The 24,630-nt window shown below is 73.1% G+C and carries 20 protein-coding genes; 6 read left to right on the top strand and 14 right to left on the bottom strand.

Features of this window, described 5'->3' with window-relative positions; all coding sequences use genetic code 11:
- Window positions 1-549: 549 nt before the first annotated feature.
- Together LNK82_RS13825 and pdxR are read right to left on the bottom strand one after the other, a co-directional pair.
- Window positions 550-2,088 (bottom strand): ATP-dependent DNA ligase, encoded by a 1,539-nt coding sequence (locus tag LNK82_RS13825; protein ID WP_230567359.1) that lies wholly within the window; start codon window positions 2,086-2,088, stop codon window positions 550-552.
- Window positions 2,089-2,125: 37 nt separating this feature from the next.
- A complete protein-coding gene (pdxR, locus tag LNK82_RS13820) occupies window positions 2,126-3,496 on the bottom strand; it encodes a MocR-like pyridoxine biosynthesis transcription factor PdxR (protein WP_230567358.1) in 1,371 nt (456 codons plus the stop codon).
- Between the two features lie 47 nt (window positions 3,497-3,543).
- On the opposite strand from pdxR, the gene LNK82_RS13815 reads away from it, so the two are divergent.
- Window positions 3,544-4,458 (top strand): DMT family transporter, encoded by a 915-nt coding sequence (locus LNK82_RS13815; RefSeq protein WP_230567357.1) that lies wholly within the window; start codon window positions 3,544-3,546, stop codon window positions 4,456-4,458.
- A 55-nt stretch (window positions 4,459-4,513) separates the two neighbouring features.
- Here LNK82_RS13815 and LNK82_RS13810 read toward each other — a convergent pair whose 3' ends face one another.
- Window positions 4,514-5,905, bottom strand: a complete 1,392-nt coding sequence (locus tag LNK82_RS13810; protein ID WP_230567356.1) for a class II fumarate hydratase — start codon at window positions 5,903-5,905, stop codon at window positions 4,514-4,516.
- 79 nt (window positions 5,906-5,984) lie between these two features.
- Here LNK82_RS13810 and LNK82_RS13805 point away from each other — a divergent pair, with 79 nt between their 5' ends.
- Window positions 5,985-6,956, top strand: a complete 972-nt coding sequence (locus LNK82_RS13805) for an NAD(P)/FAD-dependent oxidoreductase (protein WP_230567355.1) — start codon at window positions 5,985-5,987, stop codon at window positions 6,954-6,956.
- Here LNK82_RS13805 and LNK82_RS13800 read toward each other — a convergent pair.
- From LNK82_RS13800 to LNK82_RS13765, 8 genes are all read right to left on the bottom strand, one after another.
- Window positions 6,953-7,384, bottom strand: coding sequence for a L,D-transpeptidase (locus LNK82_RS13800; RefSeq protein ID WP_230567354.1), 432 nt, complete (start codon window positions 7,382-7,384; stop codon window positions 6,953-6,955). The two genes, LNK82_RS13805 and LNK82_RS13800, sit on opposite strands and share 4 nt — an antisense overlap.
- Window positions 7,385-7,440: 56 nt before the next feature.
- Entirely contained in the window at window positions 7,441-8,007 is a 567-nt protein-coding gene (locus LNK82_RS13795) for a L,D-transpeptidase (RefSeq protein ID WP_230567353.1), read from the bottom strand.
- Between the two features lie 163 nt (window positions 8,008-8,170).
- Window positions 8,171-8,938, bottom strand: a complete 768-nt coding sequence (locus LNK82_RS13790; RefSeq protein WP_230567352.1) for a S1 family peptidase — start codon at window positions 8,936-8,938, stop codon at window positions 8,171-8,173.
- A 142-nt stretch (window positions 8,939-9,080) separates the two neighbouring features.
- Window positions 9,081-10,136: a class II fructose-bisphosphatase gene (gene glpX, locus LNK82_RS13785; RefSeq protein ID WP_230567351.1), complete on the bottom strand. Its 1,056-nt coding sequence runs from the start codon at window positions 10,134-10,136 to the stop codon at window positions 9,081-9,083.
- A gap of 54 nt (window positions 10,137-10,190) precedes the next feature.
- Complete coding sequence (locus LNK82_RS13780; RefSeq protein ID WP_053719410.1) at window positions 10,191-10,400, bottom strand: exodeoxyribonuclease VII small subunit; 210 nt, start codon at window positions 10,398-10,400, stop codon at window positions 10,191-10,193.
- Window positions 10,397-10,804 carry a sugar ABC transporter substrate-binding protein gene (locus LNK82_RS13775; RefSeq protein WP_230567350.1) on the bottom strand — a complete coding sequence of 136 codons (408 nt, stop codon included), beginning with the start codon at window positions 10,802-10,804 and terminating at the stop codon, window positions 10,397-10,399. Before LNK82_RS13775 ends, LNK82_RS13780 begins: the two co-directional genes overlap by 4 nt.
- Window positions 10,785-12,113, bottom strand: coding sequence for an exodeoxyribonuclease VII large subunit (xseA, locus tag LNK82_RS13770; RefSeq protein ID WP_230567349.1), 1,329 nt, complete (start codon window positions 12,111-12,113; stop codon window positions 10,785-10,787). Before xseA ends, LNK82_RS13775 begins: the two co-directional genes overlap by 20 nt.
- Window positions 12,110-12,622, bottom strand: coding sequence for a lipid droplet-associated protein (locus LNK82_RS13765; RefSeq protein WP_230567348.1), 513 nt, complete (start codon window positions 12,620-12,622; stop codon window positions 12,110-12,112). The genes xseA and LNK82_RS13765 overlap by 4 nt, the downstream gene beginning before the upstream one ends.
- A gap of 64 nt (window positions 12,623-12,686) precedes the next feature.
- Here LNK82_RS13765 and LNK82_RS13760 point away from each other — a divergent pair, with 64 nt between their 5' ends.
- The 4 genes from LNK82_RS13760 (at window position 12,687) to LNK82_RS13745 (ending at window position 19,345) form a co-directional block, all read left to right on the top strand.
- On the top strand, window positions 12,687-13,631 hold the full coding sequence (locus LNK82_RS13760; protein WP_230567347.1) for a 4-hydroxy-3-methylbut-2-enyl diphosphate reductase: 945 nt from the start codon (window positions 12,687-12,689) through the stop codon (window positions 13,629-13,631).
- Window positions 13,632-13,720: 89 nt separating this feature from the next.
- The gene (locus LNK82_RS13755; RefSeq protein WP_230567346.1) at window positions 13,721-14,311 is read left to right on the top strand and encodes a hypothetical protein; all 591 of its coding nucleotides are present in this window, start codon (window positions 13,721-13,723) and stop codon (window positions 14,309-14,311) included.
- Window positions 14,312-14,358: 47 nt separating this feature from the next.
- The gene (locus tag LNK82_RS13750) at window positions 14,359-16,242 is read left to right on the top strand and encodes an ABC transporter ATP-binding protein (RefSeq protein ID WP_230567345.1); all 1,884 of its coding nucleotides are present in this window, start codon (window positions 14,359-14,361) and stop codon (window positions 16,240-16,242) included.
- Between the two features lie 226 nt (window positions 16,243-16,468).
- A complete protein-coding gene (locus LNK82_RS13745) occupies window positions 16,469-19,345 on the top strand; it encodes an AfsR/SARP family transcriptional regulator (RefSeq protein WP_230567344.1) in 2,877 nt (958 codons plus the stop codon).
- 70 nt (window positions 19,346-19,415) lie between these two features.
- On the opposite strand, the gene LNK82_RS13740 is transcribed toward LNK82_RS13745, so the two are convergent.
- From LNK82_RS13740 to LNK82_RS13730, 3 genes are all read right to left on the bottom strand, one after another.
- On the bottom strand, window positions 19,416-20,321 hold the full coding sequence (locus LNK82_RS13740; protein ID WP_230567343.1) for a PLL family lectin: 906 nt from the start codon (window positions 20,319-20,321) through the stop codon (window positions 19,416-19,418).
- Window positions 20,322-20,524: 203 nt separating this feature from the next.
- Window positions 20,525-23,404, bottom strand: coding sequence for an AAA family ATPase (locus tag LNK82_RS13735; RefSeq protein ID WP_230567342.1), 2,880 nt, complete (start codon window positions 23,402-23,404; stop codon window positions 20,525-20,527).
- The gene (locus tag LNK82_RS13730; RefSeq protein ID WP_230567341.1) at window positions 23,401-24,543 is read right to left on the bottom strand and encodes a metallophosphoesterase family protein; all 1,143 of its coding nucleotides are present in this window, start codon (window positions 24,541-24,543) and stop codon (window positions 23,401-23,403) included. The genes LNK82_RS13735 and LNK82_RS13730 overlap by 4 nt, the downstream gene beginning before the upstream one ends.
- Between the last annotated feature and the right edge of the window lie 87 nt (window positions 24,544-24,630).

The following is a 24,630-nucleotide window of genomic DNA, read 5'->3' as shown; positions in this document are numbered from 1 at the left end:
GGGTCTGCGGTTGTAGCTTCCTCCAAGCCCGCAGTCCTGCGGCCGTCCGCCTCCTCCCGGCGGGTGTTCGGCCACCTGCCGGCGGGGACGGGACGGCTCCGCGGCCACTCGAACGGCGGCGATGCTCCCGACAGTGGGTCGCCAGCGCGTCACTGGGCCGGGACCAGCGCGAGCGTCCCGTCGCGTCGACCACCTCCACCCGCTATGGATCGCCCTCCCGTCAGGGCCGCACTCTCCCGTCAAGGGCCACCTCCGCCCGTCATGGGCCACCTCCGCCCGTCATGGGCCACCTCCGCCCGTCATGGGCCACCTCCGCCCGTCATGGGCCACCTCCTCCCGCTATGGGCACCTCCTCCCGCTATGGGCACCTCCTCCTTGCCGTGGACCACCGTCGCAGGCTCTGTGCGCCCCGGGCCGTCGGCGGCGGTGTGGGGCGAGGCTGGCCCGGCGGGTGTTGGTGGTGGTTGCGGCGCGTGCCGGGTTGGTTGGTTTCCTCCTCGTTTCAACCGAGGGCCGGTAACAGTGTTTCCGTACATTTTCGGCCCATGATCACTCGATCGTGTTCGGTGGGGGTGTCGGGCGCTGGGGCAGCAGGGCGCGAACGGCGTCGATCGTGTCCGCCTCGCCCGCGTCCTTGTCCGGCCGGTAGCGGAGCACGCGCGCGAAGCGCAGGGCCACGCCGCCCGGGTACCGGGGGCTCACCTGGACGCCGTCCAGCTCGATCTCGATCACCATCTCCGGCCGGACCATCACCACCCACTCGGTCTTCTCCGTCGCGATCGCCATCAACTCACGCGTCTGCCACGCCAGCAACTCGTCCGTCAGCCCCTTGAACGTCTTGCCGACCATGATCGGCGCGCCCCCGTCCGGATCACGCGCGCCCAAGTGCAGGTTCGACAGCAGCCCTCTCCGCCGACCGCTGCCCCACTCCACCCCGAGCACCACCAGGTCGAGCGTGTGCACCGGCTTCACCTTCTGCCAAGCCCGCCCGCGCCGCCCGGCCGCGTACACCGACCCGAGCGACTTCACCATCACGCCCTCGTGCCCGCCGGCCAACGCCTCGTCCAGCACCCGCGCCGCCACCTCCTCCGACGGAGGCGACACCACCCCCGGGATCACGTGCGACCCCGCCACCCGCCGCAACGCCTCCAGCCGCACGGTCAGCGGCTCGTCCAGCAGGTCCACCCCGTCCACGTGCAGGCAGTCGAAGAAGAACGGGCTGAGCAGCAGCTCCCGGACGTCCTGCGCCCCGAACCGGCTCATCGTCTCCTGGAACGGCCGGGGCTTGCCGTCGTCGTTCAGCGCCAGCGTCTCCCCGTCGAGCACCACCGATGTGCACGGCAGTGCCCGCACCAGCTCCACCAACTCCGGCACGGTGCCGGTGATCTCGCGCAACGTCCGCGTGAAGATCCGCACCTCGTCACCCGACCGGTGCACCTGGATCCGCGCGCCGTCCAGCTTGTGCTCCACCACGCACGACCCCAGCTCCGCCAACGCCGAGGACAGCGACTCCGCCGGCGACGCGAGCATCGGCCGCACCGGCCGCCCCACCTCCAGCCGGAACGCGGCCAGCGCCGCCGACGCCCCCTCACCGCTCATCGCCGCCACCGCGGTCTCCGGCAGCGACCCCGACAGCATGAACGCCCGCCGCACCACCTCGCCGGGCACGTCGCCCGCCCGCGCGATCGCGTCCACCATCACCCCTTCGAGGGCGCCTTGACGCAGCTCACCCGTCAGCAGCCGCCGCAGGAAGTCCTGCTCGGCCGCCGTGGCCCGGCCGAACAGCGAGGTCAGCGCCTCGACCCGCCGCGCGGCGGACCCCTTCCCGCCGATCGACGCGAACGCCCCCAACGCCTCGTCCACCTCGGACACCGTCAGCGACGGCGCCGCCGCGGGCGGGACGTCCAGGTCGAACACGGTGCGCCACCCCGCGCCGATCCGACCCTGGCTCGGCACGCCGACCAGGAACGACACCACCGCGGGCGTGCCCATCCGGCGCACCAGCTCCGCCAGGGCGGCGACCTTGGCCAAGCGGGAACGCGTCGCCGCCACCGCGGCGGACGTCTCGACGACTTCGGTGAACAACACGACGACCATGGTGCACCCGGGCACCGACAAAAACCGGTCAGACGGCCGCGCGCAGCTCCGCGACGGCCTCCCGCAGCCGGTCCGGCGTCAGCGCCGCGTACCCGAGCACCAGCCCCGGGAACGTCGGCGTGCGCGCGTAGTCGGCCAAGGCCGGCGCGTTCACCCCGCGCCGCGCCAGCCGCTCCCGCAACGCCACGTCGTCCGTCCCGGCGGGCAGCCGCACGACCACGTGCAGCCCGGCCGCCACCCCGATCGGCTCCCACTCCGGCAGCACGGCGCGCAGCGCGCCCAGCAACGCGTCCCGCCGCGCCCGGTACAGCTGGCGCGTGCGCCGCAGGTGCCGGTCGTACCCGCCGGAGCCCAGCAGCCGGGCGAGCGCCGCCTGGTGCAGCGTCCCCGTGCCCAGGTCGTCCAACCGCTTGCGGTCCACCACGACGTCGCGCAACGCGGGCGGCAGCACCAGCCACCCCAGCCGCAACGCGGGCGCGAGCACCTTGCTCGCACTGCCCTGGTACACCACCCGCGTCGGGTCGAGCGCCTGCATGGCGCCCAGGGCTGGCCGGTCGTAGCGGTGCTCGGCGTCGTAGTCGTCCTCCACCACCAACCCGTCGCACGCGCGCGCCCACGCCAGCAGCGCGCGCCGACGTTCGGGGTGCAGCACGACGCCCAACGGGAACTGGTGCGCCGCCGTGACGAACACCGCGCGACAGTCCGTTGTGGACAGCAGGTCGACGCGCAGCCCGTCCGAGTCGACGGGGACCGGCCGGATCGCCAGGCCGTGCGACGCCAGCATCTCCGAGGCCCCGAAGTGGCTGGGCTCCTCGACGGCGACGCTGCGGTGCCCGGCCGCGTGCAGAACCCGGCCCAGCAACGAGATCCCCTCCGCCGCGCCGTTGGTGACGACCACTTCGGACGGTCGGGCCGCCACCGCGCGCACCCGGCCGAGGTAGTCCGCCAGCTCACGCCGCAGCGGGCCGAAACCGGCCGGGTCGGGGTAGCCGAGGTCGTCGGTGGACAGGTCGGCCAACGCCGCCTTCTGCGCCTGCGACCACTCGTCGCGGGGGAACGCGCTCAACGCGGGCACGCCGGGCTTCAGGTCGTACCGGAACCTCGGCGCGGGCTCGGCTTCGGAGGCGGCGGCGCCCGGCCACGTGACGGTGGCCGTCACGGTGGTGCCGGAGCCGCGCCGCGCGGTCAGGTAGCCCTCGCCGATGAGCTGGGCGTACGCGGAGGTGACCGTGCCGCGGGCGACGCCGAGCTGGGCGGCCAGGTCGCGGCTGGACGGCAGGCGGGTGCCCGGCGCGAGCCGCCCGTCGCGCACGGCGCGGCGCAGCTCGGACTCCACCGCGCGCCTGCCGTTCGGGGCGGGGAGGAGGAGTTCACGGTAAGTGGTCCAGTCGGCGGCCATCGAAGTGGAGCTTAAGCCTGGACCACTGGTGCGTGAGAGTCCTGGGCATGAGAAAAGGTGGAACCGCGATCGCGGCCGGTGCGATGTCGTCGGTGATCGTGGGCGCGTCCGTGCCGGTGACGGGCATGCTCCAGGCGTATCCGCTGCTCACGGGGCAGGCGATGCGGTACGCGCTGGGCGGGGTGGCGTTGCTCGTGTGGATCCGGCTCCGCGGTGGGCGGCTGCCGGTGCCGGGGCGGCGGGACTGGCCGGCGCTGATCGGGCTGGTGGCGACGGGGATGCTCGGGTTCAACGCGTGCGTGCTGTACGCGCAGCGGTACGCCGAGCCGGGGTTCGTCGCGGCGGTGCTCGGGGCCAGTCCGCTGGTGCTGGCGCTGGTGGCGCCGTTGGTGGCGGGGCGGAAGCCGGCCGTGGCGGCGGTGGTGGGCGCGGTGGTCGTGGTCGGCGGGGTGGTGGTGCTGTCGGGCGGTGGGTCGTGGCACGGGCCGGGGTTGCTGCTGGCGTTGTTGACGATGGCGGGTGAGGCGTCGTTCACGCTGTTCGCGGTGGGTGTGGTGCGGCGGATGGGCGGGTTGGCAGTGGCGACGTGGTGCTGCCTGGTCGCGGCGGGGGTCGGCGCGGTGGTGGGGACGGTGTTGGGCGGGTGGCAGGTGCCGACGGTGCGTGAGGGCGTGGCGCTGGTGGTGCTGGGGGTCGTGCTGACGGCGGTGGCGTTCGGGCTCTGGTACTTCGCGGTGGCGCAGCTGGGCGCGGACCGGGCCGGTGTGCTGATCGGGCTGATGCCGGTGGCCGGGCTGGTGGCGTCGGTGGCGTTGGGCGCGCAGGCGTTGACCGCGGTGGCGTTGGCGGGTGCGGTCGCCGTGGCGGCGGGGTGCGCGATCGGGCTGCGGGGGCGGGCGGCCGAGGTCGACCACCCGCCCCTGGTCGAGCCGGTGACCCAGGTCGCGCGTGCTGAGCGTTGAACTCAGGGGTCCTGAACGTAGGACTCTCGCGACGCGAACGTAGGACTCTCGCGGGTTAGTGGGGGTTGGCCATGCGCAGGACGTCGAGGGCGCGGTCCAGGTCGGCTTCGGAGAGCTTCGAGGGGACGTGGCCGCGCTCCAGGACGACTTCGCGGATGGTCTTGCGCTCCTTCAGGGACTGCTTGGCGATCGAGGCGGCTTCCTCGTAGCCCAGGTAGCGGTTCAGGGGGGTGACGATGGAGGGCGAGGACTCGGCGTACTCGCGCATCCGGTCGATCTGCGGTTCGGCGCCGGTCAGGACCTTGTCGGCGAGCAGGCGGGCGACGGCGGCCAGCAGGCGGGACGATTCCAGGACGTTGCGGGCGATCACGGGCAGCATCACGTTGAGCTGGAAGTTGCCCTGCGACCCGGCGAACGCCACCGCCGCGTCGTTGCCGATCACCTGCGCGACCACCATCATCGTGGCCTCGGAGATCACCGGGTTCACCTTGCCCGGCATGATCGACGAGCCCGGCTGGAGGTCCGGCAGCGCCAGTTCGCCGAGCCCGGCGCGCGGGCCGGAGCCCAGCCACCGCAGGTCGTTCGCGATCTTGTAGAGCCCCACGGCGGTGGCCCGCAGCTGCCCGGAGATCTCCACCACGCCGTCCTGCGTGGCCTGTGCCTCGAAGTGGTCGCGGGCCTCGGTCAGCGGCAGCCCGGTGACGGCGGCCAGCTCCGCGGCGACGGCCGTGCCGAAGCCGGCGGGCGCGTTCAGGCCGCTGCCCACCGCCGTGCCGCCGATGGGCAGTTCCGCCAGGCGGGGCAGCGACGAGGTGAGGCGCTCGACGCCGTAGCGGACCTGGGTGGCCCACGCGCCCGCCTCCTGGCCCAGGGTGATCGGCACGGCGTCCATCAGGTGCGTCCGACCCGACTTGACCAGGGACGTCCAGTCGGCGGCACGGGCGTCCAGCACCGAGAGCAGGTGCTCCAGGGCCGGGACGACGTCGCGCGCCACCGCCTCGGTCGCCGCGACCCGCAACGTGGTCGGGAACGTGTCGTTGGACGACTGCGACGCGTTGACGTGGTCGTTCGGGTGCACCTCGCGGCCCAGCGCGCGGGTGGCCAGGGTGGCGATGACCTCGTTGGCGTTCATGTTCGACGACGTGCCGGAGCCGGTCTGGAACACGTCGACCGGGAAGTGCTCGTCGTGCTCGCCCGCCGCGACGGCGTCGGCGGCCGCGGCGATGGCCGCGGCGACTTCGGGTTCCAGCACCCCCAGCCGCTCGTTCACCCGCGCCGCGGCGGCCTTGAGCAGGCCGAGCGCGCGGATCTGGGCGCGCTCCAGGCCGCGCCCGGAGATCGGGAAGTTCTCCACCGCGCGCTGCGTCTGCGCACGCCACAGCGCGTCGACCGGCACCCTGACCTCGCCCATCGTGTCGTGCTCGACGCGGTACTCCTGTTCAGCCATACCACCGAGTTTGGACCGATCGCCGCGACAGGGCACAAGAGGAGTGGGAAGAGTGGCGTTGAACACCTATGGTCGGGGTATGGAGCTTGAGGTCGACCTGCTGATCGTCGGTGCGGGCCCCACGGGGCTCTTCGCGGCGTACTACGCGGGGTTCCGGGACCTGTCCGTCGCGCTGGTCGACGCGCTGCCGGAGGCGGGCGGCCAGATCACCGCGATGTACCCGGAGAAGATGATCTTCGACGTGGCCGGGTTCCCGGCGGTGCGCGGGCGTGAGCTGGTGACCGCGCTCGTGCAGCAGGCCGACCAGTGGCAGCCGACCTACCTGCTCGGCCGCCAGGCCCGCACGTTGTCCGATGTAGACGGTCGGCTGGAGGTCGGGCTGGCCGACGGCGGCGTGGTGCGCGCCGGCGCGGTGCTGATCACGGCGGGCATCGGCGAGTTCCGGCCGCGTCCGCTGCCCGCGGGCGACGGCTGGCTGGACCGGGGCGTGGTGCACTTCGTGCCCAAGCTCAACGTGCACACCGGCCAGGACGTGGTGGTCGTGGGCGGCGGCGACTCGGCGTTCGACTGGGCGCTCGCTCTGCACCCGATCGCGGCCAGCGTCACGCTGGTGCACCGCCGCGCGACGTTCCGGGCGCACCCGCCGACCGTGCGGCAGGTCCGCGAGCTCGGCGTGGAGATCATCACCGACGCCGAGGTGCTGGAGCTGCGCGGCGACCCGGACCTGGCCGAGGTGGAGCTGGGGCTCAAGGGCGGCGACCGCAAGGTGCTGCCCGCGCAGGCCGTCGTCGCGGCGCTGGGGTTCACGGCCGACCTGGGTCCGATCGAGTCGTGGGGCCTGGAGCTGGACCACCGGGCGGTGCTGGTGGACACCACCATGCGCACCGCCCGGGATCGCGTCTACGCGGCGGGCGACGTCGCCCAGTACCCCGGCAAGGTGAAGCTGATCGCCACCGGGTTCGGCGAGGCCGCCACCGCGGTCAACAACATCGCCGTGCTGCTCAACCCGGAGGCGCACCTGTTCCCCGGGCACTCCAGCAACGCGAGTTAAGGCACTACTTGGACTTGCTCACCCGGGAACAGGTTGTCGTAGAACACCAACGACTCCTGCGGGCCCAAGCGCACGCAGCCGTGCGATTGCGTGTTGGTGTCACCCTGGTGGAACGCGATGCCGTTCGCGGTGAAGTACACCGCGTTCGGCATCGGTCCGTTGTAGGGCACGCTCCAGTCGTCCTTCACCTTGCGCAGCACGGGATAGGTGCCGACCGGGGTCTGGTAGCCGGGCATCCCGTGCGACACCCGGACCGGCCCGTAGCCGGTGTTCCCGTTGTAGATCAGCCACGCCTGGTTGGTGGACAGCTGCACGCACGCGCCGTTCTGCACGGAGCACGGCGTGCCGGTCGAAGCGGAAGCGGGAGTCGCGAGGCCGAAGGTCAGGGCCGCCGCGGCTAACGCCGTCGTGCCGAGCGTCTTCCTCATCGCTATCACTCCTCGGTGTCAGGATTACCCACCGAGGAGTGATCCGACACACCGCGTTACGCCGTCACCTGGACCTGGTCACCCACTCGGAGGGTGTGGAAGTACTTCGCCGCCGCTTCGCGTGACAAGTGGATGCAGCCGTGGGACGGGTCCGTGAGGCTGCCCTCGTGGAACGCGATGCCGTTGCTGACGAAGTAGGTGGAGTACGGCATCTCGGCCATGCCGAAGTCGCGGCTGTAGTCGAGCTCGACCTTCCACAGCACCGAGTGGTAGCCGACGGGGGTCTCGTAGCCGGGCATCCCGGACGTCGTCGGCACCGGTCCGTAGCTGATCTTGCCCCCGCTGATCAGCCACGACTCGTTGGTCGACAGCCGCACGCACGCGCCCTCGGTGATGTCGCACGGCGTGCCGGGCACGGTCACCGGCGGGGGCGGCGGCGCGGGCTGCGGGTCCGGCGTCTTGGTGGTCGCGGTCGTCTCCGCGGTCTCCGTCGGCGCAACCGGTGACTCCGACGTCGGGGCGGCGGAGGAAGACGTCGAGGAGGAAGTCGAAGAAGACGGGGCCGCGACCGGGCCCGAGGCCTCGGGCGTCCCGCAAGCCGTTGCCAGGAAAGCGATTGCCACCAGTGCTGCTCTGCGCATCGCGCAAACCCCCCAGAGATCGTGCTGTGTGCTGATCCTGGAGACGCCGTCCCGGAGGCTGTGGTTGCAGGCCCCTCGGTAACGAATTGGGAAGGGCCGCCCCACCCGGAGGAGGGACGGCCCTTCGAACGCTAGGACGAGCGGTCTAGACCGCGCCCGCGTACTGCCCGATCCACGAGCGGAACGCCGGCACGTCCATGTAGATCGACGGGCCGGTGGCGCAGGTGGAGCTGTTGTTGCCCGCGCGGCTGGTGGCGCCGATCAGCTGCCACACGCCGTTCACGGACTTGACCTGCGGGCCGCCCGAGTCGCCGTAGCAGGCGCCCGAGTTGCCGTTCGGGTTGTTCGTGCAGATCTCGTACGTGCCGTAGATCCCCAGGCAGCGGCTGTCCGCCACGATCGACGTGTTCAGCTCCTGCAGGATCGTCGGCGCGCCGCAGCCACCGCGCGGGGCGCACGTCTGGCCCCACCCGATGATGCGGGTGGCCGTGCCGGTCGCGCCGGACGTCGACGCCACCGCGATCGGCGTCTGGCTCACCGACGTGGACAGGCGCACCAGCGCGATGTCGTACGACGAGTGGGTCACGACCTGGGCGCCGGTCGCGACCGTGCCGCCGCTGGTGCGGTTGGTCGTGCCGATGCGCGCCCGGATCGAGGACGCCGACCGGCCTTGCACGCAGTGCTTGGCCGTGACGACCCAGTTGGCCTTGATCAGCGAGCCGCCGCAGAAGTGGCTGCCCGTGGTGCTCTGCAGGGAGACCATCCACGAGTAGGTCTGCGTGGCGTTGCCGCCGCCCACGATGAACGGGGTGACGCCGCCGTCGGTCGCCGGGGCCGCCGCCGCCCCGGCCGCCGAGGCGAGTGCCGCGCCGACCGCCACCGCGAAGGCGGTGAACAGGGTACGAACCTTCATCGCTTCCTCTCCGTCCCCGGCGCAGGGTGCTCGGGGACGGATCGGAAACTAAAGATGAACGCGGCGTGATCACCACAGCCGATCGGCCGGTAACGCTGGGTTCACAGTTGACAGCGCTCGGTGGCAACCGGACCAGGGCCGGTCACGGGAGGGGCGGCAGGGCGTCCTCGCCGGTCGACGGGATGTCGAAGTCGACCGACGAGTACTCGCGCAGCTTGGTCAGCCGGTGGAAGCCGTCGATCATCCGCACCGTGCCGGACTTCGAGCGCATCACGATCGACTGGGTCGTGCAGCCGCCCGCCCGGTAGTGCACGCCGCGCACCAGGTCGCCGTCCGTGACGCCGGTCGCGCAGAAGAACACGTTGTCGCCGCGCACCAGGTCGTCGGTCAGCAGCACGCGGTCGAGGTCGTGGCCCGCGTCCAGCGCCTTGCGCCGCTCCTCGTCGTCCTTGGGCCACAGCTTGGCCTGGATCGCGCCGCCCATGCACTTCAGCGCCGCCGCCGCGATGATCCCCTCCGGCGTGCCGCCGATGCCGACCAGCAGGTCGATGCCGGTGTTCGGCCGGGCCGCCGAGATCGCGCCCGCCACGTCGCCGTCGGAGATGAAGTGGATCCGGGCGCCCGCCGCGCGCACCTCGCCGACCAGCGACTCGTGCCGCGGCCGGTCCAGGATGCACACCGTCACGTCGGAGACGTCGCTGTGCTTGGCCTTCGCCACCCGGCGGATGTTCTCCGCGATCGGCGCGGTGATGTCGATGACGTCCGCCGCCTCCGGCCCGGTGGCGAGCTTCTCCATGTAGAACACGGCCGACGGGTCGAACATCGCGCCCCGCTCGGCCACCGCGAGCACCGCGAGCGCGTTCGGCATGCCCTTGGCCATCAACGTGGTGCCGTCGATCGGGTCGACCGCCACGTCGCACTCGGGGCCGTTGCCGTCGCCGACCTCCTCGCCGTTGAACAGCATGGGCGCCTCGTCCTTCTCGCCCTCGCCGATCACCACCACGCCGCGCATGGACACGGTGCCGATCAGCTTGCGCATGGCGTCCACCGCCGCGCCGTCGCCGCCGTTCTTGTCGCCGCGGCCGACCCAGCGCCCGGCGGCCATCGCGGCCGCCTCGGTCACCCGGACGAGCTCCAGCGCGAGGTTCCGATCGGGTGCCTCGCGACGACGCTCGGACGGGCTGCTGGCTGTGACCATGAGGTTCCTCCTGCGACTGCGATTACCGGCCGGTAGACCAATCCTCGCACGTCATCACGCCTCGGCCACGTCCTCCTCGGTCACACTGAGTGCTTGATCGATCCGTTCCCGGGCACCCGCCAGCTGCCGCTCGCAGGTCTTCGCCAGGGCCTCGCCGCGTTCCCACAGCGCCAGCGACTCCTCCAGCGAGAGGCCGCCCGCCTCCAGCCTGCGGACCACCTCCACCAACTCGTCCCTGGCCTGCTCGTAGCCCGGCTCGCTCACGTGGACAACTTCCCCAATCGGTTCTGGACGTGCACCACGACGGTCGCGACCGCCTGGTCGTACCCGATGAACGCCTCGGCGAACTCCGCGCCGTCACCCTCGCGCACGGCGTCGTCGATGCGGTGCTCGGCGTCGGCGACGCGCCTGCGGTGCACCGAGCCGTGGCCCAGCCACCACCGCATCCCGGCGTAGCCGGAGGTCGCCTCGGACAGGTCGTGTAAGCGGTTGATCAACGTCTGCCTGCCCGACGTGCAGCCGGCCACCAGGGACAACCAGCAGTCGGCGGCGGCCTGGTCGGCCGACACGGCGCGGCTGCGCACGGCGCTCGCGCCCTCGTCGTCGGCCTCGCCGGCGGCAGCCACCGTCAAGGGCAGGAACGTGGGCTCACGTGCGGGGTTCGGCACCACCGCCTCCTTCCTGGGCCGCATTGCCGTCTCCGTCGGCGTGCGCCTCGGCGCCGTCCCCGTCAGGGGTGACGACCGCGTGCACGGCGCCGTCGGCCACGCGCACCCTCAGCAGGGTGCCCGCGGGAGCTTGGGAGGTCGAGCGGAGCACACCGTCGACCCCGTCGGGGGTGAGGAGCTGGACCACCGCATACCCCCGCGCCAGCGTGGCGGCAGGCCCGAGGGTCGTCAAGCGCGCCGTGGTGGCGATCAGCCCGGAGGTCTCCGAATCGAGGCGGTTGCGCACCGCGCGCCGGGCGCGTTCCCGCAGCCGGTCGACGTCCTCCGCGCGCCGGTCCAGCGGACCGTGCGGGTCGGCGAGCGCGGGCCGCGTGCGCAGCGCCGCGAGCAGCTTCCGCTCCCGGTCCACCCAGCCGTGCAGGGCGCGCCTGCTGCGGTCGCGCAGCTGGCGGATCCGCTCGCCCTCCTCCGCGACGTCCGGGACCACCCGCTTGCCCGCGTCGGTCGGCGTGGAGCACCGCACGTCCGCCACGTGGTCCACCAGCGGGGTGTCCGGCTCGTGCCCGATCGCGGACAGCACCGGCGTGCGGCACTGCGCCACCGCCCGGCACAGGGCCTCGTCGGAGAACGGCAGCAGGTCCTCCACGCTGCCGCCGCCGCGGGCCAGCACGATGACGTCCACTTCGGGGTCGCGGTCCAGAGTCGACAGTGCGGTGAGGATCTGCGGCACGGCCAAGGCCCCTTGCACCGCAACGGTGATCACCCGGAACCGGGCGCCCGGCCAGCGGGCGTGCGCGTTGGTCAGCACGTCGCGCTCGGCGGCCGACGCGCGCCCCGTGACGAGTCCGATCTTGTTCGGCAGGAACGGCGGCTTGCGCTTGCGCCGCGGGTCGAACAGGCCCTCGGCGCCCAGCAGCTTGCGCAGGCGTTCGATCCGGGCCAGCAGCTCGCCGATGCCGACCTGCCGGATCTCGTCCACGCGCAGGCTCAGCGTGCCGCGGTTGGGGAAGAAGTTGGGCTTGCCGTGCACCACGACCCGGCTGCCCTCGGACAGCTGCAGCTCGCGGACCATGGCCACGGGCGCGGTCAGCTGCATCGACATGTCCACGGATGGGTCGCGCAGCGTGAGGAACGCCGTCGCGGTGCCCGGACGGGCGCTCAACTGGGTGACCTGGCCCTCCACCCAGACGTCGCCGAGCCGGTTGATCCAGTCGAAGATCTTGCGCGCGACCGTGCGCACCGGCCACGGGTTCTCCGGGCTCGATCTGTCGCCCTGGGGCTTCGCGGTGCTCGTCTGCTCCGGGTTCACTGGTTGTGCAGGTTCGCGATGCGGCGGGTGAGCATGCCGGTGAACTCCGGGCGGGCGGCGTGCGTGCGCTCGTGCGCCAGAAGCTCCTCGAGGTCCTCCGCGGTCAGGGTGCGCAGACGCGCCCTGAGCTGCGCCAACGACAGCTCGTCGTAGTTCGGCAGCACGGCGGGCGGCTCGGCGGCCAAGGCCTGCTCCTCCACCGCCCACGGGTCGTCGGCATCGGTGTCGAGGTCGGTGTCGGCCGTGGTGGCGGGCGCGGCGACGCCCTCGTCCTCGTCGAACGTCGCCCACTCGGGTTCCTGCTCCACCGGCCGCAGCACGGACAGCACGTCGTCACCCTTGATTGCGAGTTCCGTCACCCGCTGCTGGAGCCGCATGGACAGCTGCAAGGCCTCACTGACCACGGTGACCGGGAGGCCCGCGAGTTGCCCCGGCAGCTTCCGGGCCTGCTCGACGGCGGTGACCGCCAGTCCCGCGGCGAGGCGGACGGTCAGGGGCAGTGGCTTCATGCCCTACAGCCTGCCGCAGTCGGCCGTCCGATGCCTACATCCGGCACGCCGTACCCTGGTCGTCATGGACAAGCGAGTGCTCCTGGCCAAGCCGCGTGGCTACTGCGCCGGCGTGGACCGTGCCGTCGTGACCGTGGAGAAGGCGCTGGAGCAGTACGGCGCGCCGGTCTACGTGCGCAAGGAGATCGTCCACAACAAGCACGTCGTGGAGACGCTGTCCCGGCGTGGCGCGATCTTCGTCGACGAGACCGACGAGGTGCCCGAGGGCGCGCTCGTGGTGTTCTCGGCGCACGGCGTGTCGCCCGCGGTGCACGAGGAGGCCGCTTCGCGGCAGCTTCGCACGATCGACGCCACCTGCCCGTTGGTGACGAAGGTCCACAACGAGGCCAAGCGGTTCGCCCGCGAGGACTACGACATCCTGCTCATCGGCCACGAAGGGCACGAGGAGGTCGAGGGCACGTACGGCGAGGCGCCCTCGCACATCCAGCTCGTGGACACCGCCGAGGACGTCGACAAGGTCGTGGTGCGCGATCCGTCCAAGGTGGTCTGGCTCTCGCAGACCACGCTGTCGGTGGACGAGACGATGGTGCGGGTGCGGCAGTTGCAGGACCGGTTCCCGGACCTGCAGGAGCCGCCGTCGGACGACATCTGCTACGCCACGTCCAACCGGCAGACCGCGGTGAAGACGATGGCGCCGGAGTGCGACCTCGTGCTGGTGGTCGGGTCGAAGAACTCGTCCAACTCGGTGCGGCTGGTCGAGGTGGCGTTGCAGGCCGGCGCGCGGGCGGCGTACCTGATCGACTACGCGCGCGAGGTCGACCCGGCGTGGCTTGAGGGCGTGACGACGGTCGGTGTGACCTCGGGCGCGTCGGTGCCGGACATCCTGGTGATGGAGCTGCTGGAGCACCTGGCGACGCAGGGCTACGGCGACGTCGAGGAGATCACCACGGCGAACGAGAAGATCGCCTTCGCCCTGCCGCGCGAACTGCGCAAGGACATGGTCCGCTAGGACGGTTCGTCTCGGCGGAAGCGCCCCACGCCGGTCACGGCGGGGGCGCTTCGTCGTTCCTCGTCACGCCGAACAAGACCGGGGTGCCGGTGCGCCTGCGCGGGAACCTCGACCGGACCCCGTTCCTGACCTTGGGGGACGCGATCGAGATCGTGCTGGGGCGGGAGCACGTGGAGGCGTTGCGGGAGCAGACCGCGACCACGTTGGGTGACATGACGCGGGCCGAAGCGGCGGAAGCGCTGGTGCACGACACCTTCGACGCCGGGGTGCGGGCACGAGCGGCGGGCCGGCGGGCGTTGGCGGGGGTGGAGGTCGCGCGGCGGGCGGGTGCCGACGAGCAGGCCGACCGGGCGCACCGGGCGGGCACGCCGCGATCGAGGCGGCGGAACGGGCCTCGCGGGCCGCACGAGCCGCGGGCGCGGCGCTCGACTGCGCTGACGAAGCCGCCGAGGAAGCCGCACGGGCGGCCGATGCGGCGGACGTCGCCGGAAGAGCGGGGAACCGGCGTTCACCTGAAGATCAAAGCGTCCGCCGGCATCCCACGGGCGGCGTCCGACAGGACCGTCGCCGCCATCGCGACAGCGGATGCTTCGCAAGGGTCCTCGGCCAGGGGACCCCTGTTCTTATTCTGCCGGCATGGTCTGACAATTTTGTTCCCCCGAAGCACTGAGCTGCGCTGACGGCGTAAGCGGTTGGCGCGGGGGTGAAGTTCGCGTTTCCTGGAACGATGAGCACCGTGCTGATCGGGGTGGAGAACGTCGCCACCCCCAAGTGGGCCCGTCGTCGCGGTGGGACGTCGGTGAGCTTGGGCAAGGCCCTCAAGAGCCTGCCGTCGGCGGTGGCGATGGTGGTTCGGCTCGCCTGGCGCACGTCGCCCCGGCTCACCGTGCTGGCGGGTGTGGTGCACGTGCTCTCCGGCTGCGTGACCGCGTTCGGGCTGCTCGCGACGGCCGACGTGTTCTCCGCGCTGCTCAGCGGCGGCCCGACGCCGCAGCGGGTGGTGGAGGCGCTGCCCGCGCTGGCGGTGGTGGTCGGGTCGTTCGTGGTCCGCGCGTTGCTCGACACGGCGGTCGCGGCGGTGGAGAGCTCGCTGCGGCCCAGGGTCACGCGTGAGGCGAACGACGAGGTGACGGCGGTCCTGGTCCGCGCCCAGCTCCTCGCGTTCGAGGACGCCGACTTCCGCGAGCTGGCCCGGCAGGGCGGCCGGCGTGGCGTCCGCTCGCTGGAGAGCAGCCTGCGCTACCTGGCGGACCTGCTCTCCGGCGCCATCTCGCTGACCGCGGCGGTGGTGACGGTCGGGTTCCTCAACCCGTGGCTGGCGCCGGCGCTGCTGCTGGCCGCGTTCGCGAACGCCTGGGCGTCGGCGCGGGCGTCCAAGCTGCGCTACGAGCACTTCCTCGACTCGGTGACCCGCAACACGCGCAAGGGCGTGGTGGAGGAGGTCGCCACCAACCGGGACTTCGCGCTGGAGCGGCACGCCCTGACGTTGCAGGAACGCCTGCTCGGCGAGCACCGGCGCATCGCGGAGAGCCTCATGGCCGACGAGATCCGGATGGCCCACCGCACGAACATGGTGCGGTTGACCGGGCGCGCGCTGGCCGGTGTCGGCACGGCCATCGCCTACGTCGTGCTCGGCTTCCTGCTGCACACCGGTGACATGGAGCTGGCGTTGGCGGGCACGGCGGTGCTGGCCATGCGCACCGGCTTCTCGTCGCTGGCGTCGACGACCCGCGCGGTCAACTCGCTGTACGAGGACTCGTTCTACATCGACTTCTACCGCAAGCTGCTGGTCGAAGGCGCGGAACGGGCCCAGGGCAGCTCGCCGGTGAAGGCGCCGGAGGACCCGGAGGAGATCACGCTCACGGACGTCTCGTTCACCTACCCGGGCGCGCCGAAGCCCGCGTTGCGGGAGGTGAACCTGACCGTGGCGCGGGGCGAGGTCATCGCGCTGGTGGGGGAGAACGGGTCGGGCAAGACGACCCTGGGCAAGGTGCTGACCGGCCTGTACCCCGCGTCCTCGGGCACGGTCGCGTGGGACGGCGTCGACCTGGCCGAGGCGGACCCGAACTCGGTGCACTCGGCCATCGCGGTGATCGCGCAGGACCCGGCGCAGTGGCCGATGACCGCCCGGCACAACGTGGCGGTCGGGCGGCTGGAGCGCGAGGACGACGAGGCGTGGCAGGAGGCGGTGGCGAAGTCGGGCGCGGACGAGGTGCTGGCGAGCCTGCCCGCCGGGCCGGACACCGTGCTGTCGCGGCAGTTCAACGACGGGCAGGACCTGTCCGGCGGGCAGTGGCAGCGGATGGGCATCGCGCGCGGCATGTACCGGGACGCGGCGGTGCTGGTGGCCGACGAGCCGACGGCCGCGCTGGACGCCAAGGCGGAGGCGAGGGTGTTCGAGGGCCTGCGCGAGGCGACCGCGCGGCGCACCACGATCCTGGTGACGCACCGGCTGGCGAACATCCGCAACGCCGACCGGATCGTCGTGCTCGACCAGGGCCGGGTCATCGAGCAGGGCACGCACGAGCAGCTGATGGCGTTGCGCGGGCACTACTTCGAGCTATTCGAGCTCCAGGCCTCCGCGTACCGGGGCGGGCTGCTCGCGTCCTAGCGCGGGACCGGGCGGCGGGTGGAGGGTGCCGCCCGGCGCCCGCCGCCCGGTCAGGTCGTGGCTGTGGCCCTCCCCCCAGCGAAGGTCACAGCCGGTGAACCGCGATCAAGCCTGGCGGACGCCGGTACAGCGCCGGTACAGCGGCGGTCCACGACCGGGCGCCGGTGGTGCGCTACCTTCGGTGCCGCCTCGGCCGTGGGGAGCCGTGGCGCAGGGAGTGTGCCGAGTGCTGTTCCGGGTCCTGGGCGCGGTCGACGTCGTGCGGTCCGACGGTGCGCCGGTTCCGGTCGACGCCCGGAAACCGCGGGTGCTGCTGGCCACGCTGCTGCTGCACGCGGGCGAGTGGGTGAGCGTCGAGCGGCTGGTCGAGGCCCTCTGGCCGGAGGGCGCGCCGCCGTCGGCGGAGAAGAACACCAAGACCTACGTCTGGCAGCTGCGCCGGCTGCTGGTCGGCGAGTGGATCGACGGCGGCCGGGCCGGCTACCGGGTCCGGGTGGCGGAGGACGAGCTCGACGCGCACCGGTTCGAGGACCTGGTCCGGGCCGGGCGGCGGCACGGGGACGCGGGCTCGCACCGGCAGGCGGTGGCGGCGTTCGCCGAGGCGTTGCGGCTGTGGCGCGGCGACCCGTTCCGCGACCTGGCGGGCCCGGACGCGGACGCCGTCAAGGCCCGGCTGGTCGAGCGCAGGCTCACGGCCCTGGAAGGGCACGCGGCGGCGTTGTCCGCCTTGGGGTCGCACGAGGAGGCGGTGGTCGCGCTGACCGGGTTGGTCGCGCAACACCCGTTCCGGGAACGGTTGCGCGGCGCGCTGATGACCGCGCTGTACCGGGCGGGCCGCCAAGCGGAGGCGCTGGACGTCTACGACGAGGGCCGCGTGCTGCTCGACCGGGAGCTGGGCCTGAGGCCGGGGGAGGAGCTGCGCCAGCTGCACCTCGACATCCTCAACCAGGACCCCACCCTGGAGGTCGGGCGGGAGGCGGCCCCGGCCCGGGTGTGCCCCGCGCAGGTGCCCGCGGCCGTCGCCGGGTTCACCGGACGTGCCGAGCACGTGGAGCGGCTCGACGGCCTCCTGCTGCGCGCGGACGACGGGCAGCCGCCGCCGGTCGCGGTCGTCACCGGCACGGGAGGGGTGGGCAAGACCGCTTTGGCGCTGCACTGGGCGCAGCGGGTGCGGAACCGGTTCCCCGACGGGCAGCTCTACGTCAACCTCCGCGGGTACGACCCGGACCTGCCGGTCGGCCCGGGTGACGCGCTGTCGGGCTTCCTGCGCGCGTTGGGCGTCGACTCCCGGGACATCCCGCAGGACCTGGCCGAGCGGTCCGCGGCGCTGCGGTCGCTGCTGGCGGGCAGGCGGGTGCTCGTGGTGCTCGACAACGCCCGCACGGCCGCCCAGGTCCGGCCGCTGCTGCCCGGGTCGCCGGGCTGCGTGGTGCTGGTGACCAGCCGCGACTCGATGCGGGGGCTGATCGCGAAGGACGGCGCGACCCGCGTCCGGCTCGACCTCCTGCCCGCCGACGAGGCCGGCGACCTGCTGCGCGCGTTGATCGGCGAGCGGGCGTCGGCGGACCCGCGTGCGGTGGACGTCCTGGTGGAGCTGTGCGCCAGGTTGCCGCTGGCCCTGCGCTTGGCCGCCGAGCTGGCCACCGGCCGCCCCGCGGCGTCGCTGGCCGACCTCGCCCGCGAGCTGACCCGGGAGCAGGACCGGCTGGACCGGCTGGACGACGACGCCGACCCGCACGCGGCGCTGCGGTCGGCGTTCTCGTGGTCCTACCGGCACCTCCCGCCCGCCGTCGCGCGGGTGTTCCGGCTGCTGGGCGCGCACCCGTGCCGGGAGCTCGGCATCCCCGCCGTCGCCGCGCTGACCGGCTCGGACGACGCGGCGGCCCGGCGGCACGTCGACGCCCTGGTCCAGTCGCACCTCGTGGAGCCCACGGCCGACGGCCGGTTCCAGATGCACGACCTGCTGCGCACCTACGCCCGCGGCCTCGCCGCCGAGGTGGACGGCGACGAGGGGCGGGACGCGGCGCTGCGCGCGCTGGCGGACCACTACGTGCGCGAGGCGGCGGTCGCGATGGGGCTGTTCGACCCCGTCGACCACGCCGGGCGGCCGGCCGCGCCGCCGTCGGCCCGCATGAGCACCCGTGTCGACGCGGTGGCGTGGCTGGAGTCCGAGCGGGCGAACCTCCTCGCGGTCGCCGAGCACGCGGCCCGGCACGGCGACGCGGAGCACGCCGAGGAGCTCACCGCCGCGCTGTGGCCCTACTTCCACGTCCGCGGCCACCACGACGAGTCCCTCGCCCTGCACACGCACGCCCTCGTGGCCGGCCGCCGGCGGGCGGACCGCGCGGCCGAGGGCGCCGCGCTCACCGGCTTCGGCGTGGCGTGCGAGCGGCTGGGGCGCTACGAGGAGGCGTTGCGCCACCACGAGCAGGCCCTCGCGGTCGGGCGGGAGACCGGTGACGTGAGCTTCACCGGCCGGGCGCTGAAGAACCTGGGTGTCGTGCTGCGCCGCCTCGGTCGGCACGAGGAGGCGGAGCGGAGCTTCCAGGAGGCGCTGGCCATCGCCAGGGCCATCGGCAACCGGCGCGGCGAGGCGGCCGTGCTGTGCAGCCTGGCGCTGGTGCACGAGGCGTCCGGGCGTCACGAGGAGGCGTTGCGGCACATGGAGCTGGCCCTGGCGGCCGTGCCGGACGTCGACAACGACCACGCGCTGGTGGGCCACCTGCAGGCGAACCTGGGGCTGGTCCAGCTCCGGCTCGGCCGGTGGGAGGTCGCCGCGAAGCACCTCGGCGAGGCGCTCGCGGGCGCACGGGCGACCGGCAACCGCGACCTGGAGGCCGAGGTGCTGGACACCCTGGGCGAGCTGGCGTCCGCCGGCGGCGACCCCGGGCGCGCCGTCGAGCACCACCACGAGGCGTTGGCGCTGACCCGTCGCACGGGCGACCGGCACGAGGAGGCACGCGCCCACGACGGCCTCGCCCGCGCCTACGCGGCCTGGGACCGGCCGGACGACGCCCGCCGGCACCGGCTGCTCGCGACGCGCCGTGCGCCCGGTGCACGTCCGGTCGACGGCTCCCCGGTGAAAGTCGATCGTCGGGGTTAAGGGCGAACGCCGACTCCCTTCCCCGGCGGGCGGGAAAGGGAGCGGTCTCATCCGTGACGGTCAGCGGTAATCAGTACCACGCTTTGTGGTAGACGTGGTTGTTCGTGCCCTCGACGAAGACGTCGATGCGGTTCGGCCCCCACGAGACGGCCGCCGGGTTGTGCAGGAAAACGCCGCCGAGGTTTTCCCAACCGGACCACGACGACCCGTTCCACCACTTGTGCCAGAGCTGGTTGTCGGTGCCCTTGGCGAACACGTCGAGCCGGTTGGCCGACCACGACGACACGGCCGGGCCCGCGGTGATGACGCCGCCGAGGTCCTCCCAGCCCGACCACCTGGTGCCGTTCCACCACTTGTGCCACAGGTGGTTGTTCAGGCCCTCGACGAAGACGTCGATGCGGTTCGCGCCCCACGACACGGCGGCCGGGTTGTCGATGAACACGCCGCCGAGGCTCTCCCAGCCGGACCACGAGCCGTTCCACCACTTGTGCCACAACGCGCCGTCCGAGCCCCTGACGAACACGTCCAGCCGGTTGGCCGACCACGACGACACGGCCGGACCTGCGGTGATGATGCCGCCGAGGTCTTCCCAGCCCGACCAGGACGACCCGTTCCACCACTTGTGCCACAGGTGGTTGTCCGTGCCGCGGCCGAACAGGTCGATGCGGTTGGGTCCCCACGAGACGGCGGCCGGGTTGTCGATGATGTTGCCGCCGAGGCTTTCCCAGCCCGACCACGAGGAACCGTTCCACCACCGGTGCCAGACGGCCGAGTCGGTGCCGCGGGCGAACACGTCGAGTCGGTTCTCGGACCACGACGACACGGCCGGCCCCGCGGTGACCACGCCGCCGAGATCGGTCCATCCCGACCATTGTCTGTCCGTCGCCCGCTCGGGTTCCGCGACGGCCGCGGTCGTACTCGTCGAGAACAGCGCCACCAGCACGACGATCAACAACCTGGTGAATGAGATATTCATCGGAAGATCTCCTCAGAGTTCGACGTTTAAAACTCCGAACACGAGGGAATCTAGCACGCACGGGTGGTTTCCCAATGGTTGAAAAACCGTTGGGCCACTACGGTCCGGGATCTCCGCAGAAATTGTGCTCCACTCGGCCGGGTGGTTACTTGACGTCAATTCTCCGGCACGCGTAATACTGTCGGGCGACCCTCGATGGTGAATCAGGCGGTGAGTTCCAGCGAGGAGCCCTCGCGGGCCTTGCGGACGCGCAGCCGGGTCGGGATGCGCTGCCGCAGCTCCTCCACGTGCGAGACGAGGCCGACGACCCGGCCGCCGGCGCGCAGTTCGTCCAGCGTCGTCATCACCAGCTCCAGGGTCTCGGCGTCGAGCGTGCCGAAGCCCTCGTCGATGAACAGCGTGTCCAGCACGGCGCCCGCCGCGACCACGTCGGCCAGGCCGAGGGCCAGGGACAGCGAGGCCAGGAACGACTCGCCGCCGGACAGCGTCTTCGCCGGCCGCTGCTGCCCCGAGTAGTCGTCCATGACGTCGAGGCCCAGCCCGCCCCTCGTGCCGCGCGGGCCTGCCTCGGTCGAGTGCACGAACCGGTAGCGGCCCTGGCTCATCCGCTCCAGCCGGGCACTGGCGGCCACCGCGACCTCCTCCAGCCGGGCGGCGAGCACGTACGTGCGCAGTGTCATGCTCCTGGTGTTCTGCCCCGACCCGTTGATCACGTCGGTCAACGCGTCCAGCTCGGCGAACTCGGCCTCCACCGGCTCCAGCCGCAGCCACGCGTCGCGGAGCCGCTCGGCCAGGTCGGCGGCGCGCGCGGCCCTCGTGCGGGCGTTCGTCAGCGCCGTGGCGGCCTCGGTCGCGGCGTCGCTCGCCGCCCGGAACCGCTCCTCCGCGCCCGCCACGTCGACCTCGGCGTCCGGGTCGGTGTCGGGCAGCTCGGCCAGCGTGCTCTCGGCCGCGGTCCTGGTCTTCTCGACGTCGCGGATCCGGGTCTCCAACTCGGCGACGGCGGTGGCCGGGCGTGCCGCGGCGAGCGCGTCGGCCACGTCGGCGAACCCGGCGAGCGAGGCCAGCCGCGCCACCTCCAGCCGCTGGTCGGCCAGGCGTTCCTCGTGCTCGGCCACGGCGGCGCGCCGTGCGGCCAGCTCGGTCAGCGCGTCGGCCAGGTCGGACAGGTGCGCCCGGCGCGTGACCACGTCCGGGAAGTCGCCGCGCGCCTCCTCCAACCGCGCCCCACGCTCCTCGACGGCTTCCGCCAGCTGCGCCCGCTGCGCGCCCGCCTCGGCCAGCTCACGTTCCAGCGCGCCACGCTGGTCGAGCGCGCGCTGGACCTTGGCCTCCAGCTCGGCCAGCGCGTTCTGCCTGCTCTCCCACTGCTCGGCGCACGCCGCCACGGACCGGTGCTCGCGTTCCAGCTCGGCCGGCGGCCGGTCGCCCAGCTGCTCGCGCAGCAACGCCAGCCGTTCGCCCAACCGGTGGGCCTCCTGCTCGGCCCGCTGCCGCCGGTCCAGGGCACGCTGGTCCTCGTCGGCGGCGCCGTCCTCGTCCAGGGCCGTCACCGCGTCCAGCATCGGCTGCGCGGGCGAGGGGTGCTCGGCCGACCCGCACACCGGGCACTCGTGGCCCGCGCGCAGCCGACCGGCCAGCTCGACCGCCATCCCGTCCAGCCGCTCCCGGCGGATCCGGAGCAGCTTCTCGCGGGCCTTCTGCTGCGCGTCCACCGCCTCCCGCCGCGCGTCGTCCGCCTCCCGGAACGCCCGCTCCACGCGCGGCAGCTCGGCCGCGGCGGCGGCCAGCCCCGACACCTGCGGCAGCCGGGCCGCGGCCTCCGCCGACTCCTCGACCGCGCCCTTCGCGGCGGCCAGCCGGTGCGGCACCTCGTCCAGCTGCGTGACCAGCGTGGCCAGCCGCTGGGACGTGGCGGCGACGTCGCGGTCCAGCTGCGCGATCCGCCGCTGGTCGGCGCGCTGCCGCTCGGCCTCGGCGGCCAGGCTCGTGAGCCCGCCCGCCTCCTCGCGCAGGCGTTCGCCGTCACCGCGCAGGTCGGCGCCTTCGTAGCCGAGGGCGGCCACGGCGACGGCCGCCGCCCGCTCCTGCGCGACGGCGGCGTCGAGCTCGCGCTCCAGCTTCACCGCGCGTTCGTGCGCGGGGGCCACGACCGCCGCCTGCCGGGCCGCGTCACGTTCGGCGACCCACGCCCGCAGGCTCGGCTCCACCTCGGCGTACCGGTCGAGGTGACGGCGCGCGTCGCGCACCCGGCGGACCCGCTCGTGCCGCGCCCGCGCCTCCTGCCAGTCCCGCTCGGCGACGGCGCGCCGCCCGGTGGCCTCGGCCGAGAGCCGCTCGGCGTCGCGCTCGTCCTCGTCCAGCCGCTTGAGCAGGGAGCTGAGCCACTCCTGGTCGCCACCGCCCTCGGGCAGCTCCTCCAACGCGACCTCGGCGACCTTCAGCACCAGGTCGCGGTGCTCCTGGCCGAGCTGCGCGACCTCGCGCCTGCGGTCCGCGCGGCGTTCCCGGAACCACTTCTCCACGTCCAGGAACCGCTCCGTGCCGAACAGCTTCTCCAGCAGCTTCTCCCGCTCGGCGGTCTCCGCGCGCAGGAACCGGGCGAACTCGCCCTGCGGCAGCAGCACCACCTGGAAGAACTGCTCGGCCGTCATCCCGAGCAGGCCCTCGACCTCGCGGGCCACGTCGTCGATGCGGCTGTGCCCCTCGCCGGTCCACCCGCTCACCCACGTCAACGACACCTGCGCCTGCTGGCGGGTGGCGCCGTCGCCGCGCTTCTTCGGCCGCTCGTACTCGGGGCTGCGCTTGATCCGGAACCGCCGGCCGCGCACGGTCAGCTCCAGCTCCACGTACGTGGGCGTGTCGCGGTCGGCGTAGTCGCAGCGCAGCCGCTTCACGTCGCCGCGCGCGCCGGGCACCTTGCCGAACAGCGCGAACGCCACCGCGTCGAGCAGCGTCGTCTTGCCCGCGCCCGTGTCGCCGTGCAGGAGGAACAGGCCGTCCGCGCCGAGCAGGTCGAAGTCGACCTCCTCGCGCCGCGCGTACGGGCCGAACCCGCTGACCGCCAACCGGTGCAGCTTCACGACTCGTCCTCCCGGGCAGCCGCGGCGAACGCCTCGCGCAGCAGGTCCAGCTCGCGCGGGCCGGGCCGGTCGCCGCGCACGTCCTCGACGAAGCAGCAGGCGATCTCCTCGTCGCTGCGACCGCGCACCCGTTCGGCGAACCGCAGCTCGCCGGTCCGCCCGCCCTCCGGCCGCCACTCCACGTGCACCGCGTGCGGGAACCGCCGTTGCAGGCGCCGCAACGCGTCCAGCGGGCGCACCCGGTCGGTCAGCGTGACGGAGAGGAAGTGGTCCTCGACCGGCTCGTGGTCCGGGTCGAGCAGCAGGTCGTCGAGCGAGCCGCTCACCGCCGACAGCGCGCGGGGCACCGGCAGGGAACGCCGTTGCACCCCGGCCAGCCCGCCCGCGTCCAGCTCGACCAGCCACACCGACTTGTGGTGCCGCGCCTCGGAGAACGAGTACGCGACCGGGCTGCCCGAGTACCGCAGGTGCTCCGCCAGCGTCTGCTGACCGTGCAGGTGGCCCAGCGCCACGTAGTCGACCCCGGCGAACACCGAGCCCGACACGTCCTGCACGCCGCCCACCGCGATGGTGCGCTCCGACTCGCACGGCTCGCCGCCGGTCACGAACGCGTGCGCCATGACCACCGACCGGGTGTTCTCGCGGGTCGCGAGGTCCAGCTTGATCCGCCGCATCGCCTCGGTGAGCACGCCGCCGTGGCCCTTGGCCTCCACGCCGAGCGCGTGCCGCGCCGTCTCGGGCTCCAGGAACGGGATCCCGTACACCGCCACCGGGCCGTGCTCGTCGGCGAACAGCACCGGGTCGTGCAGCTCGGCCACGCGCGTGCGCAGGTGCAGGCCGCCCGCCTCGGCGAACGCGCCGAGGAAGCCCAGCCGGGCCGCCGAGTCGTGGTTGCCGGGCGTGATCACGATCTTCGCGCCCGCCTCGCGGATGCGCTTGAGCACCCGGGAGCACACCGCGACGGCTTCCGCGTTCGGCACGGCCCGGTCGAACAGGTCTCCCGCCACGACGACCGCGTCGACCCGCTCGTCCGCGACGGTGTCGGCGAGGCCACCGAGCACCGATTCCTGCTCTTGCAGCAGGTCACGGCCGTGGAAGGTGCGCCCCACGTGCCAGTCGGACGTGTGCAGGATCAACACGTCGGCCACGCTAGGGCCGGCGGGCCGCCTGATCGTCCAACCCGCTCGGCGTGTCGCTCGAACGTGTGGTCGGACACGTGTGCGCGA

The sequence above is a fragment of the Saccharothrix luteola genome, from assembly GCF_020859565.1.
GTDB classification, from domain to species: Bacteria; Actinomycetota; Actinomycetes; order Mycobacteriales; family Pseudonocardiaceae; genus Actinosynnema; species Actinosynnema luteola.
Note: the sequence above shows the minus strand (reverse complement) of the source record. Positions and strands in the feature narration are given on the sequence as shown.

Bases quoted from the DNA above. Each gene is read 5' to 3' on its own strand.
- LNK82_RS13740 (WP_230567343.1), bottom strand. From the start codon at position 20,321: ATGAATATCTCATTCACCAGGTTGTTGATCGTCGTGCTGGTGGCGCTG.
- LNK82_RS13790 (WP_230567352.1), bottom strand. From the start codon at position 8,938: ATGAAGGTTCGTACCCTGTTCACCGCCTTCGCGGTGGCGGTCGGCGCG.
- LNK82_RS13815 (WP_230567357.1), top strand. From the start codon at position 3,544: ATGAGAAAAGGTGGAACCGCGATCGCGGCCGGTGCGATGTCGTCGGTG.
- LNK82_RS13760 (WP_230567347.1), top strand. From the start codon at position 12,687: ATGGACAAGCGAGTGCTCCTGGCCAAGCCGCGTGGCTACTGCGCCGGC.
- LNK82_RS13750 (WP_230567345.1), top strand. From the start codon at position 14,359: ATGAGCACCGTGCTGATCGGGGTGGAGAACGTCGCCACCCCCAAGTGG.
- LNK82_RS13805 (WP_230567355.1), top strand. From the start codon at position 5,985: ATGGAGCTTGAGGTCGACCTGCTGATCGTCGGTGCGGGCCCCACGGGG.
- glpX (WP_230567351.1), bottom strand. From the start codon at position 10,136: ATGGTCACAGCCAGCAGCCCGTCCGAGCGTCGTCGCGAGGCACCCGAT.
- LNK82_RS13810 (WP_230567356.1), bottom strand. From the start codon at position 5,905: ATGGCTGAACAGGAGTACCGCGTCGAGCACGACACGATGGGCGAGGTC.
- LNK82_RS13800 (WP_230567354.1), bottom strand. From the start codon at position 7,384: ATGAGGAAGACGCTCGGCACGACGGCGTTAGCCGCGGCGGCCCTGACC.
- pdxR (WP_230567358.1), bottom strand. From the start codon at position 3,496: ATGGCCGCCGACTGGACCACTTACCGTGAACTCCTCCTCCCCGCCCCG.
- LNK82_RS13765 (WP_230567348.1), bottom strand. From the start codon at position 12,622: ATGAAGCCACTGCCCCTGACCGTCCGCCTCGCCGCGGGACTGGCGGTC.